Below are 20,918 nucleotides of genomic sequence, written 5' to 3'. Positions count from 1 at the left end.
GTGTCTATCAGGAACCGTCAGACATGATAGTTATTACGGATAACATCTGATGAAGGTAGAATTCCTTCTTCTGTTATCTGATTTATAGAAACTTATTAACCAAGTAGTCTTGATTGACTACACCATTATTATACTAGGAGAGTGCATTATGAATCATGAACTGAAAGTCAATATGAACGAATATCTGCCACTTCGCGATGTAGTCTTCAACACCCTGCGCCAGGCAATCTTAAAAGGCGAATTAGAGCCGGGTGAACGTCTGATGGAGATTCAGCTTGCTGACCGCCTCGGCGTGAGCCGTACCCCAATCCGCGAGGCAATCCGCAAACTCGAGCTGGAGGGTCTCGTTCTCATGATTCCGAGAAAGGGTGCTGAGGTCGCAAAGATTTCTGAGAAGAGTCTGCGCGATGTTCTCGAGGTTCGTCGCTCCCTCGAGGAACTTGCAATCGAACTCGCCTGCCAGCGAATGACCGAGGAGGATATCCGCGATCTTCAGGAAGCACAGAATGCGTTCCGCATCGCGATCAACTCCGGCGATGCGATGAGCATGGCAGAGACCGATGAGCACTACCACGACATCATTTACAATGGAACCGGAAATAACCGTCTCGTTCAGATCCTGAACAATTTACGGGAGCAGATGTACCGCTACCGCCTCGAGTACATCAAGGACGCTGACAAACGCCAGATTCTTGTTGTCGAGCATGATAACATCCTCAAGGCAATCCGCGGTCGCCACGTCGCAGAGGCAAAGACTGCAATCCGCGAGCACATCGACAATCAGGAGATCACCGTTTCCAAGAACTTGAAAGAACAGCAGTAAATAAAATTTAGCGATCGCGTAAACGCATCGATATACAACAAACCAAGGCAAACCAAAAGAACAGCGATGAATCAGAAATTTTTTCCCGATCCATCGCTGTTCTTTTTTTATCTCATTATCTCATTATCTTAATCTGACTATCCTACAATTCTACTACTTTAAAAAAATTTCTTACGCTTCCGCTTCATCCCAGAAGATCTCTCCTCCATACGGGAAGCCATCCTCTGCCTCCGCATTCAGGTTCTGGACGGTCACATTTTTCGCTCCGCGGATGTACGCGCCGTAAATCTTGCTTGCGAGAAGTCCCTCGCCATCGCACGGGCGGATGTCGTAGCCATCGCATTCCCACTTGCTGTTTTTGAGCAGATGCACGGAGATGTCCTTCATCGAGATTCCCTCAACGTGACCCGGCTTTGAACCGTACACGAAGACTCCGCTCTCGCCGGTGATCTGAATGTTCTCAAGCTTTACATTGCGAATCTTTCCGAATGGGCGACCCTCATGACGCTCCTCTGCGGTGATGTAGATGCCCTCCGCATTGCCCCAGTACTGGTCGATGAAGTTTCTCGTCTCGATCATCAGGTTGCGGATCTGCACATTCTCGATGTTTCCCTTGTCGCGAAGCTGGAGAGCCACGCCACGGTTCGATTTTCGGATGATGCAGTTGTCGATCAGGATGTTTCTGAAATCGCCCTCACTCTCCGTTCCGAACTTGATTGCCGCACTCGTCGACTCGAGGATACAACCGCTGATGATCACATTTTCGGTCGCCCCATATTTCTGCTCCGCCTCGGTCGTCTTGAGCACGATGCAGTCGTCTGCCGATTCGATGTAGCAGTTCTGGATTCTCACATTCTGGCAGTGATCTGGGTCGATTCCATCGCAGTTTGCCATCTTCAAGTTGTTCAGAATCCGGATTCCATCGACGAGAACGTCCTGACAGCCGACCATGTGGAGCGTCCAGAATGCGGAATTCTGAAGCGTCACCCCGGTGATCGTGAAATGGCGAACATCCTCAATGTAGAGAAGCGGAGTTCTCGGATACCACGCGCCTTCAATGTGGTACTGAGTCTCGGTTCCGTAGTAAACCTCCTCGGTTCCATCGATCGCTCCGTGACCGGTGATCCGAATATTCTCACCCGTTGCATAAATAAAATAATGAGCCGGCTTGCCATTGTACTCACAGTTGATATACGAGGGAATGTCCGTCTCATTGTTTGATTTCTCCACAACCGCAATGCTTCTGAGATCCTCAATGCGCTCACTCTGTTTGAGCACTGCCCCGCTCTCGATATGAAGTTCGGTGTTGGAGTAAATTTGAATCGTTCCGATTTTGTATGTTCTTCCGCCCGGGACAAGCACAACGCCACCGCTCTCACGGCAGGAGTCCAGCGCCTGCTGGACTGCCTGCGTATCAAGCGTGACTCCGTCGCCCACGGCTCCGAAATCAAGAATATTGATCATCTTACTTGTTTACCTCTGCCATTGCACATTTCCAAAGTGCCTTGATGTAACCCATGCTGTATGTCCATGCTGTCGTCGATCCACCCGTGCCGACTCCCTCGCCCCACAGCGGAACGTGGTCAGCGTGAAGCACGCCGTCGTAATCTGCCTTGACGAACTCTTTCATGACTTTGTACATATCCATGTAGCCGTCCTCAAGCAAGGTCTCCTCAAAGCGCGGTACCGTGTTGCTAACATTTCTGAAATGTACGCAGAGCACTTTCTTGTTCTCCACAAAGTACTTGATGTCCTCGAGAACATTTCCGAAATGCTCTCCGCCCTCAAGCCAGCATCCGATACACATCTTCATGCCGAGATACGGGCTGTTTCCCGCAAGCTCAAACGCATGCTTGTAATCTTCTGCGGAAGTAATCAGGTTAGAAATTCCACACAGGCAGTCTACCGGCGGATCGTTCGGATGAAGAGCGAGCTTCAAATCGATGTCCTCACACACCGGAAGTACCCGGTCAAGGAAGTATTTGAAGTTGTCCCACATCTCCTCCTTCGTGTAAAGTCTTCCATGTGTGTACGGCAGTTGTGCAAGCTGATCGGTGTCGACAATTCTTGCGACTGCTCCTCTCGTCTGCTCACCGACTGCCCATTTTGAGGTCAGCACCTTGTTCGGCTCCCAGGTCATGTATCCGATGTGGATGCCTGCCTTTGCCAGAACAATGTTGAACTGGTTGAATTTCTCGATTGCCTCATCTCTTCCCGGAAGTCCGAGATGAATTGCTGCGTTCTTGTAAATTCCCACATTTCCCGCATCGGTACAGGTCAGACCAAACTTGTCCAGTCTGTCCATGAAGCGCATCACGCTGTCATAGTTGCTGTCCTCATCGGAAAAGATTACATATACATACTTGATTCCCATCTGCTTGATTAAAAGCAGTTGCTCGTCGGTGTAGTCGGAATTGACTCTCGACTGGATCTTGATCTTCTCTCCTAACATAGTCCTACCCGCCTTTTTCTAATTTCTCCCCGTTTTTTTCTTTCTGTCGCCCGGTGTTACTGTCCACGCGTTGCGCAAACAGTAACCACCGGTCTCTCTATGCTGTCTTTCTATACTGTCTCTCTATGCTGTCTACTAAGCTGTCCTCTTATTTTGTCGCTCTGTTCTGTCTTTGTGTTCTGTCGCCTTATTCTGCTTTTTTTATTCGGTCCAGTGTACTGCTTCCGGAGTCCACTGCTCAAGGCTTACATCGTAGATTCCGCTATCTGCAAGTGCCGGATCTGCAAACGACTGATAGTAAATGATAGCCAGAGGTGTGATCATCACATAGTCATGTGCAAGTGCAACAGCTGCTTCCTGAAGTTTCTCTTTCTTCTCCTCCTGAGTCTTTGCGGATCTTGCTGCAAACAGCGGGTCCTCAAATTCCGGCGGATCAAGCATGATGCCATGGTTCTTGATGCCCTCGGTGGAGTACAGGCGGATATAGTTTGCGGTGAAGTCCATCTTACTTGCGCCACGGTTTGCAATGAATCCATCGATATCATCATCCTTCTGCATCTCAGCCAGAGCAGATGCGTCCATCGTTACAACCTCTGCATTGACATTGACGGAAGACAGGATTGCCTGGAATGCGGTAGCCGTGTCGTTATCCTGAGACTTGCAGTAAATCTTCGTGTCAAATCCATCCGGATATCCAGCCTCTGCAAGCATCGATTTTGCGAGGTCTACGTTGTACTCATAGAACTCGGTTCCCTCTTTGTATGCCCAGGAGTCCGGTGCTGCAAACAGCGGGGTTGCCTCACCGATACCACCGGAAAGTGCACCGGCTACATCGTCCCACGGAATTGCATGCATGATTGCCTGACGAACTTTCAGATCTCCCATCGGATGCTTGTCGGATTTACTGTTCCAGATGATGTGCTTGATATCTGCAACGTTTGCGGTCTTACGTCCAATTGCTGTGAATCCTGCATTCTGGAGCTGTTTGATGATTGAATCGCTCTCAAACTTCAGCGCAACACCGACTTCCTTATTCAGCATTGCGGACATCATCGTGTTCACATCCGACATCATATCGATCTCGAGGGTGTCGATGTGCGGTTCGCCGGCGATACGGTAATCCGGATTCTTGTGGTAGGTTACCTTGTTATCCGTCACGAAATCATCAAGGATGAAAGGACCGGTGCCGACTGCATGAGTCTTGCACCACTCTTCGCCGTTGTCATCATAAGCCTTCTTGGAAGCGATGAAGACACTGCCGATTGCGCTGTCCCAGATGTTTGACCACTCATCAAACGTGATCTTGACAGTCTTGTCATCCACTACCTCAATGCTCTTCAGGTTGCAGACCTCAGATCCTTTTCCGTTATCTACATACTGCTGAATGTTCCATGCAACAACCTCTGCGTTGCAGTCACTGCCATCGCTGAATTTCACCCCGTCTCTCAGCGTGATCGTGAACGTCAGGTTGTCTGCATCGGTCTCAAATTTCTCTGCGAGCCACGGCTCATACGAACCATCCTCAAGCTGTCTGCCGAGCTGTTCGAGAACCGGCTGTGCTGCGAACCAGTCACCGGTTGAAGTCGACTGTGGCATGAAGAACGTCTTCTGGAACTGCGGAATCGCAATCTTTAAGTCTCCGCCTTCCTTCAGAGCGCCTGCCGGCTTGCTCTCTGCAGTAGACTCAGCACTTGCAGTCGTCTCCCCAGACGCACTCTGCTGTGCGGTCGTCTCCGCGCTGTCTTTTGCAGATCCCCCACATCCGCTGAGTGCGCCTGCACACATGGATGCTGCCAAAAACATCGATAACACTTTCTTGAACTTCATAAATTGCCTCCTCCTTTTTTCTCCTTTTTCCCTTAATTTTGCTCTTATCATTATCGGTCGTCCTGCCGACCTTTATAAGAATCAAAGTAAAAGTAACTGTTCAGTAGCTTTGCCTCGCAGTCATGAATCACAACTTACTCATACAGGAAACATGCAACCTCATGGCCATTTCCAATATCTTTCAGCTTCGGAATTTCCTTCCGGCACCGGTCAGTCGCGCAGTTGCATCGATCGCTGAACGGGCATCCTGCCGGACGGTTTGTCAGGCTCGGAACCTCACCGCGGATCTCCACGCGCTCTCTCGTCTTCTCGACCTTCGGGTCTGCAACCGGAACTGCCCCTAACAGAACCTTCGTGTAAGGATGAAGCGTGTTGCTGTAAAGTTCCTCACACTCTGCAATCTCCACGATTCGTCCGAGATACATAACGAGAATTCGATCACTGATATGTTTGACAACTGCGAGGTCATGGGCGATAAACAGGTAAGTCAGTCCCAGTTTCGCCTGAAGCTCCTCGAGCAGGTTGATGATCTGTGCCTGAATCGAGACATCGAGTGCCGAGATCGGCTCATCGCAGATGATCAGATCCGGATTCGAGGAAAGTGCTCTCGCAATTCCGATTCTCTGTCTCTGACCACCGGAGAACTCGTGAGGAACACGGTTCTTCATCGACGGGTCAAGGTCAACCATCCGAAGCAGTTCATCGACTTTCTTCTCGTACTCTTCTCTCGTCTTGACGAGCTTGTGAATCAGAAGAGATTCCCCGACGATCGACTCTGCGGTCTGTCTCGGGTCAAGCGAGGAGAACGGATCCTGGAAAATCATCGCCATCTGCTTGCGGTACGGATACATCTGCTTGTCGTTGAACTTTGCGATGTCGACTCCGTTGAAATTGATCTCACCGCTGTCCGGCTGGTAAACTCTCATGATACATCTCGCAAGGGTTGTCTTTCCACATCCGGACTCACCTACGATACCGAGGGTCTCGCCCTTTCTGACGCGGAAGCTGATGTCCTCGATTGCCTTCACATCGCCGATATGCTTTCTCATCATTCCCTTGTAGATCGGGAAATACTTTTTCACATCTTTTACATCGAGGCAGATCTCATCGCCGATCACGGCACGCTCAGCCTTCTTCACCGGCTTTGCATCGATCTCCGCCTTCTTGAGTGCCTTCTCTGCCTCTGTCAGATGGCAGGCACAGAAATGATCTTTCTCGAGTTCTTTGAGAACTGGTTTTTTCTGAGATTTGCACTTGTCCATGTGGTACTCACACCGATCATAGAACGGGCAGTACTCCGGACGCAGTGCCGGGTTCGGCGGAAGTCCGTCGATCGGGATTAGGATTCTGTCACGGTCATCGTCCAGTCTCGGGATCGCACGAAGAAGTGCTCTCGTGTACGGGTGTTCCGGATTGTCAAACAACCGCTCGGCGTCCGTCGTCTCCACGATTCCGCCTGCATACATTACATAGATTCTCTCTGCGAATCTTGCAACAATTCCAAGGTTATGGGTAACGATCACGACAGCCGTGTTCGTCTTCTTTGCAATGTCACGGATCATCTCAAGGATCTGAGCCTGAGTCGTCACATCGAGAGCGGTCGTCGCCTCATCTGCGACAAGGACAGACGGCTCGGAGGACATTGCCATCGCAATCATGATTCTCTGACGCATACCACCGGAGAACTGCTGCGGATAATAGGTAAATCTCTCCTCTGCATCCGGGATGTTGACCATCTTCATCATCTCGATCGCACGTTTCTTTGCGTCCTCTTTGCTCAAATGAAGATGTTCGATGATATTTTCCTGAATCTGAAATCCGACAGTCAGAACCGGGTTTAATGAAGTCATCGGCTCCTGGAAGATCATGCTGACTCTTCCACCGCGCATCTTTCTGACTTCTGCACTGTTCGGTCCATAGCTGAGCATGTTTTTGTCATTTCCGTCGAGATAAACCTCTCCTCCGGTGACCTTGCCCGGCTCCTGAATCAGCTGAAGTGCACTCATCATCGTGACGGATTTTCCGCTTCCGGATTCTCCTACAATTCCGATGATCTCTCCGGGATTCAAGTAGACGGAGACATCTTCGACTGCCTTAAACATTTTTCCGTCGGTGCGGAAGCTCGTCTCAATATTTTTGATCTCGTATAAATGTTTTTCTGCCATCCTATGCTTCCCCTCTCAGTCTGGGATCGAGAGCATCTCGAACGCCGTCACCCAACATATTCAACGAAATAACCAGAACCGCAACGCAGACACCCGGAACAAGTGCAAAGACCGGATTGTCCATCAAGAAGTTTCTTCCCTCACTGACCATGCTTCCCCAGGAAGCCGTCGGTGCGCTGATTCCAAGTCCGAGGAAGCTAAGACCTGCCTCCGCAAGAATCGTGGAACCAACCTGCTGGGTCATCATAACGATGATCGGGGAAATACTGTTCGGCAAAATGTGCCGGAACATCAGGCGGAAATCTTTGTTTCCCTGAAGTTTTCCTGCCATGATGTAATCTGCCTGTTTAATCGTGAGTACCTGACCTCTCATCATTCGGACATATCCTGCCATCGAGGAGATTCCAAGGATGATTGCGAGGTTCTTGATTCCGCTTCCAAATACTGCGGTCAGCGCCATTGCAAGAATGATCTGCGGAACTGCTCGAACCGCCTCCATCAATCTTGTGATCAGATCATCGATCCAGCCACCGAAGTAACCGGCGATCATTCCGAGTACCGTGCCAATCGCACATGCCACAACGACTGCAAGCACGCCGATGATCAGGCTGACTCTCGTTCCGTAAATGATTCTGCTCAACACATCTCGTCCGAAGTTATCGGTTCCGAGAAGATGAGCGGCGCTCGGCATCTGAAGAAATGCTGCAAAATCAGGCTTATCCGGATCATACGGAGCGACAAACGGAGCGAAGATTGCGAGAAAGATGAAGAGCAGGACAATGATCGCATTGATGATCGTCACCTTTCTTGCAAATACCGTTTTGAAAAATTTTTTGATGTTCTTTGTATCTTTCATTCTGCCCTCCCATTTACTCAAACCGTACTCGCGGATCGACTACTGCGTAGAGGATATCCGTTGCCAGATTTACCAGACAGGATACCAATGCGATTGCCAGTACACAAGCCTGAACAACCGGAATGTCTCTCGACTGGATTGCCTTTACCATCAGAGATCCCATTCCCGGGATGTTGAAAACAGATTCTACAAACATCGATCCGGCAATCAGGTTTCCAAGTCTCATACCGAGAATTGTGATAACCGGAATCAATGCATTTTTCAGAGCATGAAGATAAATAACCTTGTTGTTTGCGATACCTTTGCTTCTTGCGGTTCGGATGTAATCCTGACGGATGACCTCAAGCATACTTGATCTCGTCTGTCTCGTTGTGGAAGCGATGCCTCCAAGAGAAAGACAAAACAGTGGCATGATCATCTGTTTCCATCCTGTCGCATTCACCCACGGCCAGTCAAATCCGTATGAGGGCAACCACCCTAGCTTCATCGCGAACACGAACATGATCAGCAGGGCAAACCAGAATTGAGGAAGACATGCCGTCACGTTTGCGATCAGCGTCACAACCGTATCAAGTGGCTTTCCACGATTCACTGCACTGATAACTCCAAACAGAATTCCGAATGGAACGCTGATGATAAACGCTGCAATCGAAAAAAACAGTGTGATCGGAATTCTCGATGCAAGCACTTCCGAAGTCTTCATGTGGAACTGGGTGGATTCTCCAAGGTCTCCGCGGAGCGCATCCGCAAGCCAGCTGAAATACCGGACAATCACCGGCTGATCCAGTTTCAACTCATGGAATACTCGATCATATTCTTCCTGTGATACTTCCTCTCCAAGCATCGCATAAACCGGATCGCCCGGGATCATGGATACCAGAAGGAAAATAAAAATAGAAAGAAGAAATACAACTAATAACATCTGTCCCGTTCTTTTTGCTATATATCCCTTCATCTTTGTCTGTCAGAACAAGTTCTGCACGTCCTCCCCTCCTGTTGATGATTCAATTTTAATTGTTTTTGATAACAAATACCAATTAGTTCTAGCACATTTTTTATAGCCCACGCCTATGTATCCAATATTTTCTACGATTTTACCCATATTTTCCACTTGATTTTCCGGTCTATATCGTGTATTTTATATATATTATTGATGTTGCCTATAATTATTATTAATTTCCCCATCAATCTAGTATTTTCACACATTTATCCATGTGCACACAATTTGAGAGATTTTTTACCTCTTAAATCTGTGCGCACATCATTAGCATCAGGAGGTCTTACAGAATATGGATATCCGATATATGGAATACATTCTCACACTCGCAAAAACAGGAAATATCACGCAGGCCGCAAAAGATTTGTACATCTCTCAGCCGACGTTAAGCCAGTTTATCCGAAACTATCAGACTACGACCGGAATCAGTCTGTTCAAGCGGATGAACGGACGCTACACCCTGACTCCCGCCGGGGAGACGTTCTGCAAGTACGCCGAGCAGATCGTTGAGCTTGAGAACACGATGAATCAGGCAATGCAGGAATTTAAGAATACCCGTATTCTCAAGATCGGTACCTCCACGACAAAGGCGATCTCGATGGTCACCCACCTGATCCCGCTCTACCGCAAGGAATTCCCGAACATCGACATTGCAATGTCCGAGGGCAATTCTTTCACGACAATGGCGAAAGTCGTCAACAATGAGCTGGATCTCGCGTTCGGCTCCGTCCCATCGACTGATCTCTACAAGGGGCAGATGATCACGCTCCGAAACGAAAAGATTGCGCTCGCCGTGCCGAGCCGATTAGCGCTCTGCAAGAATGCGAATTACAACTATATCCATCAGCTCGACTTGGAGACATTTGCGAAAGAACTGCACGATGCGCCGTTTATTCTCCAGCATCCCGGCTCCTGCATCCGCTATCTCGCCGACGGAGTCTTCCGCGCCGTGCACATGACGCCGAGTGTCATTCTGAATACAAGCAATGCCTCCGCGATCGTCAAGTCAGTCTCCTCCGGCATGGGAATCGGCTTTATTCCGGTCAGCAACATGGTTCTCGACCCGAATATTGTATATTTCCTGCTCGACCCACCGCTCTACCGCATTCACTGCATGGTTTATCGCAAGAAGATGGAGAAAGATCTGCCGTTCCAGCGACTGTTTGAGATGGCACAGGAATACACCGAGCAGTGGAGCGACTTAAACCCGGAGGTCGGAGATCTGGTTCCCAGAACGCAGGGCTAAAAAAATGTCAAAATATAGTATAATACCGAAAATTGACAGTGTATATATCTGTATTTGTTTTTTTATTTGTTTTTTAAATGAATTTTCTGAACTATACACGAACGGTACACGGGTATACATGAATACACATGAATAGGCATTTTCCGAACGGAAACCAAACTTTCCCTGCGTGTACATTGCATTTTTATTCTCACTCCTGTATAATGAAAGCTAATATGTGCTCCCGGGGTCTGCCCTGAAAATGGATTATTATTATGATGATGAGAAATGGATCTCAATTACATTGACAGTGCCAGAATACCGGAAAATTTTATGAGCGATGAGCACCTCAAGATGTATGGAGGAACAAGATTATGCTTTCGGGACTTTTTAACTACGATAACCCCGTCTGGCGGTTTATCGGCAAATTTTTTGATATTCTGATTCTGAATATCCTGTGGATGGTGTGCAGTATCCCGATTTTCACGATCGGAGCTTCCACGACAGCCGTCTACTATGTGACCTTGAAACTTGTCCGCGATGAGGAGGGTTCGACCGTAAAGGCATTCTTCAAGTCATTCCGCGAGAACTTCAAGCAGGCAACTGCGATCTGGATTGTTCTTCTGATCACCGGAATCATCATTGCCGGAGATCTCTATTTCTTCATCCGCGTGCAGAATGTTTCTCCGACTCTGCGCATGGTGATGCTCGCAATCTTTGCCGGATTCGGTCTGATCTGGAGTGGAATCGCACTGTTCGTTTTCCCGCTTCAGTGCCGTTTTTACAATCCGGTAAGACGGACGCTGTTCAATGCGTTTTTCATGTCAATCCGCCATTTTCTCCAGACAATCGGAATTCTGGTGATTGACCTTGCGATCCCGGCACTCGCGTTTTTCGTTCTGCCGATGATCCAGCCATTTTTGTTCCTGTTCGGATTTCCGCTGTTTGCATTTATCAATTCCTTTATGTTCGTCGGAATTTTTGATAAATACATGCCGAAGCAGACAGAGGAACATGTGACGGATTCGGAAGCGTAAAGATCGATGGTTGATGGTTGAAATCTGAGGAGTAAAATCTGATGGATCAAGAATCCAAACATTGAATTCGTTGAACTGAATAACGAAATAACGAATAAGAAACGAATCAAAGAAAAAGAAGACAAAATCAAAAGAATCAAAGAATAGTATAAGGACTTAAAATCACTATGCGAATTACGGAAGAATCCATGAAACAGGCTTCCGGCGAGATTCCTGCCGAAAACCAAAACATAAAAAAACCGGAAGAGCCTCATCTGACGGAGCGTGAAAAACTCCGCTCGATGAATTTCCGGGATAAACTGTGGTATATCTGGAACTACTATCGCTTTCATATGGTTGCCGTCGTTCTCGCGATTGTTGTCGCCGTCAACGTCGGAACCGTGGTTTATCACAGCACGTTTCACACCGCTTTACACTGCATGATTATCAACAGCCGTGATGAAGAGGGATTCCAGGCAGAACCACTTGAGCAGGATTTTGCATCCTGGGCTGGACTTGGAAAGAAAGAGGAAATTATCTCCGAAACGACTTTTCTCGCATTTGGAGATGATGCATCTGAGTATATTTATGCTTCGATGGCAAAGATTTCCGCTCTCGTCGCCGCAAAAGATCTCGATGTGATGATCTGCGATGAGGAGACTCTTGATCATTACTCCTCGATGGATGGTTATCTCGATCTCGAGACTGTACTTCCGGAGGATATTTTTAGTGTCGTAAAGGATCGCCTGTATTATACAGAAAATGCAGATGGAACTCGTCATGCATACGCAGTTGACATCTCCGGTACGGCATTTGCAGAGGATTCTAATATCCAGCTCTCACCGGCATTGTTTGGAATTGTCAGCAACAGTGTGCGGACAGATATGGCGGAGTCACTTCTGCGGTATATTTTTGAGATTGCACAGTAATAGTTGATATCCTGAAAATTTTCAAAAAACACTTAACAGATGGCTGGATAATCCTCTATTTTTGTTGTCACATTCCCTTATATGACATGGCATTATATGATACGGCTCCGACAGCAGGCAAAGTCATGCAAACTCGTTCTCACTCCGGGTTCAGCGCAGCGGTGCATAAGGTCGCAAAATACGCGACCTAAACACCGGCGCTTCACACGGGTTTGCATTGACTTGCCCGACTGCGGAGCCTGTTTCATCTCTAATTTTAGAAACTCTACAAATATAAATCCTATTCCATATAACTCAATATATTTCAGTCATTTTCAGAAACTTTATAGACCTAATTTTCTCATCCCAGAATAAACAAAATAAATTTCTATTTTTTCAAAAACAGGTATTTACTGAATTTTCATAAATTTCAACTTTTTCAGAAGGCTCTCTGATGCCGTATTTGATGCTTTTGTCACCGCAAAAATTTCATATTCCTCTCCATACCACTCGCCTACATAAGAGAGAATTAATTTACATGCCTCCTCTGCATATCCATTTCGGCGATATGGAGCGAACGTGCGATATCCTAGTTCTAATTGTAAAACAAAATCTTCTTCCGCGATTTCATTTTCCAAATTTTTCTTATCCAATTTCCACACATTCTGCGGTTCGCGGATTTTCACACGGTTATTTCCTGTGCGTTTTGGCTCATAGTTCCAGACCCCAGCCGTTCCGACAAGACTTCCATCTTCCCGACGTTCTATTCCCCAGAGTCCATACTCATAAAAGCGATACTGGCTATTTAAGTATGCGAGATATTGTTCCTCATTGGAAAAGGCACCTTCCTCTTTGCTGACAGACTTATAGTCTTCTGGTGTCAGTTCACGAATCAGAAGGCGATCTGACTCGATGATGTGCCAAGGCAATCCAAGATGACGACGAAGCACCCGCTCCAAGTATTCTTCATCGACTGCCTCAAATGATTCCACTGCATATTCTACGCCGATTCCCGAAAACATCTCATCTCCGACTGCGACAAAGGCCCTCCCCACCGCTTTCGCGGTAAGGAGAGCCTCTCTCTCATCGGATACGGTAATCCCATATAAGCTTCCGTCAATCAGCAATTCGTGCTGACGAGTCATCAAGCCTTCTCCGGCTCGTCGTACTCTACACCGAAAGTATCTACGGTGATGCTCTTGATCTTCTGCTCTTTCAGCGGACGATCGCTGTAATCGGTGCGGGTCTCTGCGATCTTGTTTACAACATCCATACCCTCAACAACTTTTCCGAATGCTGCGTAAGCGCCATCCAGATGCGGAGCGGACTTGTGCATGATGAAGAACTGAGAACCAGCAGAGTTCGGCATCATGGAACGTGCCATAGACAGAACACCCTCGGTGTGCTTTAAGTCGTTCTTGAAACCGTTCTGAGAGAACTCACCCTTGATGGAGTAGCCCGGGCCACCCATTCCAGTTCCCTGCGGGCATCCACCCTGAATCATAAAGCCCTCAATTACGCGATGGAAAATCAGTCCATCATAAAAGCCCTTCTTTACCAGGCTGATAAAGTTCTTTACCGTGTTCGGTGCGATCTCCGGATACAGCTCTGCACGGATCTGATCGCCATTTTCCATCGTGATCGTGATCTCTGGATTCTTATTCATGTTTGTTTCCTCCTGAATAGTTAATTATTTATTCTCCCCTCATATAAATAAAGGCGGGAGTTATAATACATCTGAGAAATGCGGTCTGAGGCGTTTAAAGACTTTCAGTCCGATCAGTCCAATCACAATTGTGAACACCCAAAAATAAATCGTCAGGCGCGGACGCTCCCAGAAAAAACTGCCTGTCAGCATACTGTCACGGTAACCCGCAACAATGTAGTAAAACGGATTGACTTTGAGCACAGAGACAATCCACGGATAGTCTGTTGCAAACATGCTCTCATCATACATAATCGGAGTCAGCCACATGCCAAACTGAAGACAGATGCTCACAATCTGAGCCATATCTTTGAAAAATACGTTGACTGCTGAAGTGAAATATCCGATTGCAAGTGCCAGCATCGATGCGGAAAAACTGTAATAAATGACCTGAAGCCAACTGATCGCCGGCATTCTTCCATAACAGAGGCACATCACAAACATGATTGCCACGAAGAATGCATGCACCAGCAGACAGGAAATCAGCTTGATCACCGGAAGGATCTCTACCTGAAAGACCACTTTCTTGACCAGATAACTGTACTCCTGAAGGCATCCCGTCACACAGTTGAGTGCCTCACTGTAATAAAACCACGGCACAATACCCGGCACAAGCCAGAGCACATATGGCACTCCCGGAACCGGCGGTGCGCTCTTAAATCCAAGCTGGAAGATGAAGAAATAGATCGTGACCGTCACAATCGGCTGTACAATCATCCACACCACACCAAAGTAGGAACCAACAAAACGCTTTCTAAAATCTGCCTTTGCCAGATCCCAGATCAGTCTCCGCTTCCGGATAATTTCTTTTAAAAGAGAAAGCACATACATCATATAAATATGGCCCTCACTTAAAACTTAAAGGTTTCTTTGAAACCGCCCCACTTCTGATCTTTCTCAGAAATGATCAGCTCCACACCATCCTGAAGTGGCCATTCAATGCCAATCTCCGGATCGTTCCAAGCCATTCCGCCCTCATCGCCCGGATGATAGAAATCGGTGCACTTGTAAACGAACTCTGCCTCATCAGAGAGTACCAGAAATCCGTGTGCAAATCCCTCCGGAATATAGAACTGCTTCTTGTTCTCCGCGCTCAGCTCCACGCCAAACCACTTTCCATAGGTCTTAGAACCGGTACGCAGGTCAACTGCAACATCAAATACCGTTCCGCGAACAACGCGAACAAGCTTTCCCTGCGGAAACTGCTTCTGATAGTGAAGACCGCGCAGAACACCTCTCGTAGACATAGACTGATTATCCTGAACAAATACCATATCCAGTCCAGCTTCCTTGAAATCATTCTGATTGTAAGTCTCCATAAAATAACCGCGCTCATCCTTGAACACAGTCGGCTCAATGACACAAAGTCCCTCAATCTCACAGGTCGTCACTTTAATTTTTCCCATTGTGTTTTCCTCTTCTTTTTCTGACCATTTTGGTCATTTTTGCTCTACTTTCCTGTTACTTTTTCATTCCTGTCTTACATAGCGTTTCGCTCCGTTTGCAAGTTCCATCAAAATCGTTTTACATTTTTTGATTTGTAAATTTTTTTATGCTTGCCTATTTACTTCGCAATGGCGACGCAGTCGGAGAAGTACATGCAAACCCGTGTGAGACGCCGGTGCTTAGGCTGTGTCCTTTACAGCCTTATGCACCGTTGCGTCGAACCCGGAGCGAGAGCGAGTTTGCATGACTTACTCCGCTGTCGGAGCCGTTTCAATGATATTTAAGGCGGAGCCATTTCAATGATATTTACAAAGCTGTTCCAATCATTCTAACATGACTTTTTCAACGATATAAATCATTCAAAAACATATCGGCAACGCAACCATACGCTAAGCATTTTCAAATTCACACCCTCATACTCACAACACTGTACAGGCGAATCAACGCATATGCATCCAGACAGCACATCAGATACAATATACTACGATTTGGATTCTTTGTCAAAACAACGGTATCATTTTTGAGTGCAAGCAGAAGCACCGGCAAGAATGGCAGGAAATACCGTCCCTGCACTCCATTGATGACTCTCGCACTCAGCGGAGTCCACGCAATCAGCATCGACAGCATCACAAGCCCCGCGCATCCCGCACACACAACTCCGATCCAGATCCTCTGTCCTCCCGAGAAATGCAAACTTTCTCCGGGCTTTCTAAATGCAAGCCCCAGCAGACAAAGCGAGAGTGTCACCACCACAACATACGGCACATCGAGCACCGGATCAAGATTTCCGAGACTCGCTCCAATCATCGTCAAATGATACTGCTGTGCCTGCCAAAGGATCGTCTGGTAGAAAATCTGCACAAGTCTCTGTGGCTGATGAATCAGCAACGTCAGCGTATATCCCGGCTCTGACGCCCACTCCACAAAGCTGTCCGTCTCCGTCGCAACCGCATAGGAAGCAATGATCTGGCGGTTGACAAGAAACATCGCAAGCGCAAATGCCAACCCGACCACAACTGCCGAGATCATCCATTTCTTCCAGTTTCCAAACTTCACAATCGGAATCAACAGACAAAGTCCCATCATCGGCGCATAGACCATTTTACACGGACCTGCAACTGCCATCAAAACTGCCAGAAGCGCAATATCTCGCTTTCTCACATTTTCCCGCGCACACGCAAGATCAAGGCAAACCGCTGTGAGCAGGAAGAAACAGCTCATAATCATCACATCATAGGAATACGACGCCGAGAGATGAATCGTCATCGGAAGAAGCGCCACTCCAAACAGCACCTCTTTTCCAAACGGCAGTCTTCTCATCGCAAGCGTCGTCATCACAACAAAGAAAATCAGATTGCAAATCCGCCCCAGATACAAAAGTGGAAGCGTCCCAAGTCCAAGCAGACGCGCAACTGCCACTCCGATCGCCTGCGGAAGATAGGCAAGTGGGGTCGTCGTCACCGGCGGAAACAGAGAATCCGCCTCCGTCTCCCCAAGTTCCGTGTGCAAAAGATATTCCGAAACTCCACTCTCAAAGATTTCATGGATCTGACGGTAAGATTCCTCCTCAAGCGGTTGAGCAATCACACGGTTTTCCCCGGACACTGAGACATCCGCCTTCCAAGTTCCATCCTCTCCGATCTCATACACATGACTCGCATCAAGATCTTCTACCCAGACATCCTGAGGTCGAAGGAGAACACGACCATAGCGGTCTGTCGCCTGCTCCCCGATCAGATGACTTGAGAGCTGATACGCACTCACATAGTGGCTGATCTCATCCGGCGCTGAAAGCGGAGGCAAAATAAAGAGCGAGAGAAGTCCCAGCAAAAGACCTGCAACCGGGTAAACCCGCTCAAGAGCAATCGGCGAAGAGGAATCTCGTCTCTTTCCAAGGAAACCATACCCCAGCGCAAAAATCCCCGCAACTGCCACAAGAGCAAGCACAAGATACCAGAAAATCAACCAGTGATCCCCCGTCGCGATCGCACCTGCGCGCACATCCTGAAGATGATACCCGGCAAACAGCGCCACAAACACGGTTCCGACAAGAATTCCCTTCCAATTAATTTTACCAACCCACTTTTCTTTCTGTTTTTCCTTCTGTTGTTCCTTCTGTTGTTCCTTCTGTTGTTCTCTGTTTTTCTCAGTGCTCTTCTTCATGCAGTTTCTCTTCCTCATGAAATTTCTCCTCCAGTGCCATCTGTTGCACCAGTTCCTTGACTCTCGTCTCAAGCTGGGAGATATGAATTGTCATATAGAAAACCTTTACAATCAGCACAAAGATCGCCAATACAAACAGAAAGTTCGTCGTCGCATAAATTCCGAGAAGACGCGCACAGAAATCTGCAACCGGTGGAAATACACTGTATACAACAAGGACGAGCGCAAGCACAATCCAGAAAATCGAGCTCTCAATCTGAACCTTGGAACGACGAATCTTGTGCATCATCAGTGCAAACGTACCGAGCGATGCCAAAATCAGCAACACTCTCAAAGTTGTTGTCATCATGCCTGTCTCTCCTTCCACCTGCGCTCCCAATATGTCGGGCTCATGCTACACCACAAGATCACTTTTCTCGGAAGACTGCGGTACTTTTTTCCCATCCGGTATCCGAGATACTTGCATCCACTTGAGACGACGAGCGACGGAATCAACCAGAAACGTCCTTTTTTCAAGAGTTTTACCGCCGTCTGCTTCACGAGGCGAATTCCCTCTCCCTCTGACGGCAGACCCTCAAACACCTCCGGGTGATCCGCCTGCGACACCGCCATGTCAAAATTTCGATGAAACTGCTCTAAGGGACTCAAGTTGTGAGAGTGAATCACCTTTGCCGACGGCACATAGGCGATCGCATATCCATCCTGAATGATGCCTCCCGCATAGATCATATCCTCATTGAAGATCGTGCTTGTGATAAATCCCTCCCGCGCCTCGAAAATATCTTTTCGGTATGCACAGCAGACATTCGATGCAAAATAGGTCTTGATCCCAAGTCTCTCCAAATCCGCCTTTGTCTTGATCATCGGCTGATCCGGATAATTGAAATCTCTCGTCAGACGCTCAATCAGATGACAATCCTTTGCCGGGAGCTGTCTCGCATATGCCTGAGCAACGATCTCGCCCTGCGGTCCGGTCTGGTCAAACGCCTTCAAAAGCTCCTCAATCAGACATTCATCCTGCGGAACCGCATCCTGCGTCATAAAGATCATGATCTCCGCCTCAGAATACCATGCCGCCAGATTTCTCGTTCCGCCGTGATCGAACTCCGCCTTCGTCACATGATGGACTTCCAGACCACGAATTCCCTTGTATCCTTCCTCATTCCAATAGGATTCCTCTGTGTTCACTACAATGATCCGGCGTGGCTTCACTGTCTGCTTGGAGAGCATCTGCAAAAGCCTCGCAAACCGCCGGTCCGGCCGATACGCCGGAATCAGCACATCTACCGTCATTCTTCATCCTCCTCCTGCGCCATGCGTTTCCCGCACCGCAGTCCATACCAGGCACACACTGCAAATCCACATGCCATCATTACCATCAAGATCAGATAGGCGCGCGCACCTCCGTTGATTCCATTTCGCTTTACCATCGCCGGTGCAAGAATCATCCCTGCTCCGGTCATCACCATATAGACCCCAAAAATCTCTTTCTGCCGTCTCATAATCACAAGTACATAATAGCAGAGATTTAAGAGTGCATAGAAGCCTCCGCCCGCCACAATCATCAAAAAGGCAAGGCTGTATTTCGTCAACATTCCCTCATACGAACTTCCAAGAAGCATCTCCATGATCCAGAGGACCGTTCTTCCAAGAATCGCCGTTGCAACGGTCGCAAGCAGGGCAAGTCCACTGATGATTCCGGTCAACATCCGCAGTCTCGAGACAAAGGAATCAAAATTTTTCTCATTCCAGTCATCCGTCAGTCCATTTAAGAACGGTCGAATCACAAATCCCGCTGCGAGATTAATCACCGAGGTCGGCATAAAGACGATATTGAAAAATCCAGAAGCCGTGTCATCCATGTGTGCATCAATCGCATATTTTGCAGATGAAAATACATAAAAATCAAGAAAAACGGAAATGCTCAAAAGCACCGTCGCAAAAAACAGCTTTTTGATCCGCCGTTTCGACCAGCGATAATCGATGCGATAACGCCCAAGCACTGCAATATCAAACACATACAGCCCGACAAGCTGGGCCAGAAGTGCCATCATGCATGCGAGCAGAAGATTTTTTCCTGGCGTCAAAACCAAGACAGCAAAGAAGACGCCAACACTCAGAATCGTGCGGAACGTATTTGACTTTCCGGTCAGATACAGTCTACCAATTCTCTGAAACTCCGTCTCGTACACATCTGCAAATCCATCGATCACCTTGTATCCGATCAGGAGAAAAATTACCATTGTCTTCTCTAAATCGTACCGATTAAACAGGACATACGCACACCCAAACAGGAGCGCGACTCCGCATGTCAGATAGCGGAAATGGAGATAATCTCCGAAGAGATACTCCTGTCTCGTGTCCGTAATCTGAAATGAGCGGACTCCGAAATATGCCAGAAGAAACATCTGCTGTCCCACTGTGCTGTATCCAAATGCAAAGATCCCGCCCTTCTGGCTTCCCGCCACACGCATGACGAGAAACGCCAGAACCATGCTGGCAAATGCATAGCAGAAACTTCCGAGCATGTTCCAGTAAAGATTCATCTTCTGCCGGTCTTTTCCGGTGTGAATCAGAAGATCTGTGATATAGTTCATCATAAGGGAAAATCCTTTCCTCTATTTCTTCTATCTCTTGCTCTTGCGGAAATTCTGGATAAACAGAATCGAAATCAGAATCCGCGACATATAGCTGACGGCAACCATCGGCTTTAAGTAGCTTTCTCCGCCCGCACGCGGGGCGATCTTTACCGGCACCTCCGCAATCTTTGCGCCCTGTTTGAGCAGATAGGAAACGGTATCCGGTTCCGGACCATAGTTTAAATTCAGCGCAAACTCGCGGATCATTTTCTGACTGAACATTCTCATGCCGGAGGTCGGATCAGCGACCTTGACTCCTGTCGTCAGATAGATTGCGCCCTCAATCAGTCGGCTTCCGATCATCCGGGAGGAAAAATCCTTCTTCTGATTCACAAACCGGCTTCCGATCACAATGTCATAGCCCTCTTTCATCTTCTGCATCATCGGCTCAATGTATTCGGGACGATGCTGTCCATCCCCATCAAACTGGATCGCATAGGCGTATTTCCGATAATAGGCATACTTCATTCCCGCCTGAAAACATCCGGCAAGTCCGAGATTGACCGGAAGATCGAGCAGATTGTATCCATGTTCCCGACAGATCTCCTCCGTCCGGTCGGTTGACCCGTCATTCACAACGAGATAATCATACTGCGGATACTTCTCCTCAAGCTCTCCGACAACCATCTCAATATTCGCTTCCTCATTGTAAGCGGGAATGATCACCAGTACCTTATTTCTCATCTCAATTTTCTC

At 47.8% G+C, this 20,918-nt stretch carries 19 protein-coding genes; 4 read left to right on the top strand and 15 right to left on the bottom strand.

Annotated features, from left to right (window positions below):
• Positions 1-148: 148 nt before the first annotated feature.
• Entirely contained in the window at positions 149-823 is a 675-nt protein-coding gene (locus ACR0QT_RS05695; RefSeq protein ID WP_432629884.1) for a GntR family transcriptional regulator, read from the top strand.
• A 171-nt stretch (positions 824-994) separates the two neighbouring features.
• Here the strand turns inward: ACR0QT_RS05695 and ACR0QT_RS05690 are convergent, their stop codons facing one another.
• From ACR0QT_RS05690 to ACR0QT_RS05665, 6 genes are all read right to left on the bottom strand, one after another.
• Positions 995-2,287: a glycoside hydrolase family 28 protein gene (locus ACR0QT_RS05690; protein WP_432629883.1), complete on the bottom strand. Its 1,293-nt coding sequence runs from the start codon at positions 2,285-2,287 to the stop codon at positions 995-997.
• A gap of 1 nt (position 2,288) precedes the next feature.
• A complete protein-coding gene (locus tag ACR0QT_RS05685) occupies positions 2,289-3,275 on the bottom strand; it encodes a mannonate dehydratase (RefSeq protein WP_432629882.1) in 987 nt (328 codons plus the stop codon).
• A 201-nt stretch (positions 3,276-3,476) separates the two neighbouring features.
• The gene (locus tag ACR0QT_RS05680) at positions 3,477-5,102 is read right to left on the bottom strand and encodes an ABC transporter substrate-binding protein (protein ID WP_432629881.1); all 1,626 of its coding nucleotides are present in this window, start codon (positions 5,100-5,102) and stop codon (positions 3,477-3,479) included.
• Between the two features lie 134 nt (positions 5,103-5,236).
• On the bottom strand, positions 5,237-7,267 hold the full coding sequence (locus ACR0QT_RS05675; RefSeq protein WP_432629880.1) for an ABC transporter ATP-binding protein: 2,031 nt from the start codon (positions 7,265-7,267) through the stop codon (positions 5,237-5,239).
• Position 7,268: 1 nt separating this feature from the next.
• Positions 7,269-8,123 carry an ABC transporter permease gene (locus ACR0QT_RS05670; protein ID WP_432629879.1) on the bottom strand — a complete coding sequence of 285 codons (855 nt, stop codon included), beginning with the start codon at positions 8,121-8,123 and terminating at the stop codon, positions 7,269-7,271.
• Positions 8,124-8,136: 13 nt separating this feature from the next.
• Entirely contained in the window at positions 8,137-9,078 is a 942-nt protein-coding gene (locus ACR0QT_RS05665) for an ABC transporter permease (protein WP_432629878.1), read from the bottom strand.
• 334 nt (positions 9,079-9,412) lie between these two features.
• Here ACR0QT_RS05665 and ACR0QT_RS05660 point away from each other — a divergent pair, with 334 nt between their 5' ends.
• From ACR0QT_RS05660 to ACR0QT_RS05650, 3 genes are all read left to right on the top strand, one after another.
• On the top strand, positions 9,413-10,366 hold the full coding sequence (locus tag ACR0QT_RS05660; RefSeq protein ID WP_432629877.1) for a LysR family transcriptional regulator: 954 nt from the start codon (positions 9,413-9,415) through the stop codon (positions 10,364-10,366).
• A gap of 353 nt (positions 10,367-10,719) precedes the next feature.
• Positions 10,720-11,382, top strand: coding sequence for a YesL family protein (locus ACR0QT_RS05655; RefSeq protein ID WP_432629876.1), 663 nt, complete (start codon positions 10,720-10,722; stop codon positions 11,380-11,382).
• A 167-nt stretch (positions 11,383-11,549) separates the two neighbouring features.
• Positions 11,550-12,290 carry a hypothetical protein gene (locus ACR0QT_RS05650; protein WP_432629875.1) on the top strand — a complete coding sequence of 247 codons (741 nt, stop codon included), beginning with the start codon at positions 11,550-11,552 and terminating at the stop codon, positions 12,288-12,290.
• Between the two features lie 389 nt (positions 12,291-12,679).
• Here ACR0QT_RS05650 and ACR0QT_RS05645 read toward each other — a convergent pair whose 3' ends face one another.
• From ACR0QT_RS05645 to ACR0QT_RS05605, 9 genes are all read right to left on the bottom strand, one after another.
• The gene (locus ACR0QT_RS05645; RefSeq protein ID WP_432629874.1) at positions 12,680-13,414 is read right to left on the bottom strand and encodes a GNAT family N-acetyltransferase; all 735 of its coding nucleotides are present in this window, start codon (positions 13,412-13,414) and stop codon (positions 12,680-12,682) included.
• Positions 13,414-13,935 (bottom strand): peptidylprolyl isomerase, encoded by a 522-nt coding sequence (locus tag ACR0QT_RS05640; RefSeq protein WP_432629873.1) that lies wholly within the window; start codon positions 13,933-13,935, stop codon positions 13,414-13,416. Before ACR0QT_RS05640 ends, ACR0QT_RS05645 begins: the two co-directional genes overlap by 1 nt.
• Positions 13,936-13,995: 60 nt before the next feature.
• A complete protein-coding gene (locus tag ACR0QT_RS05635; protein WP_177978071.1) occupies positions 13,996-14,808 on the bottom strand; it encodes an ABC transporter permease in 813 nt (270 codons plus the stop codon).
• Positions 14,809-14,825: 17 nt separating this feature from the next.
• The gene (rfbC, locus tag ACR0QT_RS05630) at positions 14,826-15,380 is read right to left on the bottom strand and encodes a dTDP-4-dehydrorhamnose 3,5-epimerase (RefSeq protein WP_432627749.1); all 555 of its coding nucleotides are present in this window, start codon (positions 15,378-15,380) and stop codon (positions 14,826-14,828) included.
• 445 nt (positions 15,381-15,825) lie between these two features.
• Entirely contained in the window at positions 15,826-17,583 is a 1,758-nt protein-coding gene (locus ACR0QT_RS05625) for a DUF2142 domain-containing protein (protein ID WP_432629872.1), read from the bottom strand.
• Positions 17,567-17,932, bottom strand: a complete 366-nt coding sequence (locus tag ACR0QT_RS05620) for a DUF2304 domain-containing protein (protein ID WP_308451215.1) — start codon at positions 17,930-17,932, stop codon at positions 17,567-17,569. The genes ACR0QT_RS05625 and ACR0QT_RS05620 overlap by 17 nt, the downstream gene beginning before the upstream one ends.
• Entirely contained in the window at positions 17,929-18,876 is a 948-nt protein-coding gene (locus ACR0QT_RS05615) for a glycosyltransferase family 2 protein (RefSeq protein ID WP_432629871.1), read from the bottom strand. Before ACR0QT_RS05615 ends, ACR0QT_RS05620 begins: the two co-directional genes overlap by 4 nt.
• Entirely contained in the window at positions 18,873-20,183 is a 1,311-nt protein-coding gene (locus tag ACR0QT_RS05610) for a lipopolysaccharide biosynthesis protein (protein WP_432629870.1), read from the bottom strand. Before ACR0QT_RS05610 ends, ACR0QT_RS05615 begins: the two co-directional genes overlap by 4 nt.
• A gap of 27 nt (positions 20,184-20,210) precedes the next feature.
• Positions 20,211-20,906 carry a glycosyltransferase family 2 protein gene (locus ACR0QT_RS05605; RefSeq protein ID WP_432629869.1) on the bottom strand — a complete coding sequence of 232 codons (696 nt, stop codon included), beginning with the start codon at positions 20,904-20,906 and terminating at the stop codon, positions 20,211-20,213.
• Positions 20,907-20,918 lie beyond the last annotated feature (12 nt).

This window comes from Brotaphodocola sp. (assembly GCF_050873365.1).
Classification (GTDB): Bacteria; Bacillota; Clostridia; order Lachnospirales; family Lachnospiraceae; genus Brotaphodocola.
This window is presented reverse-complemented; position numbering and strand designations above follow the sequence as displayed.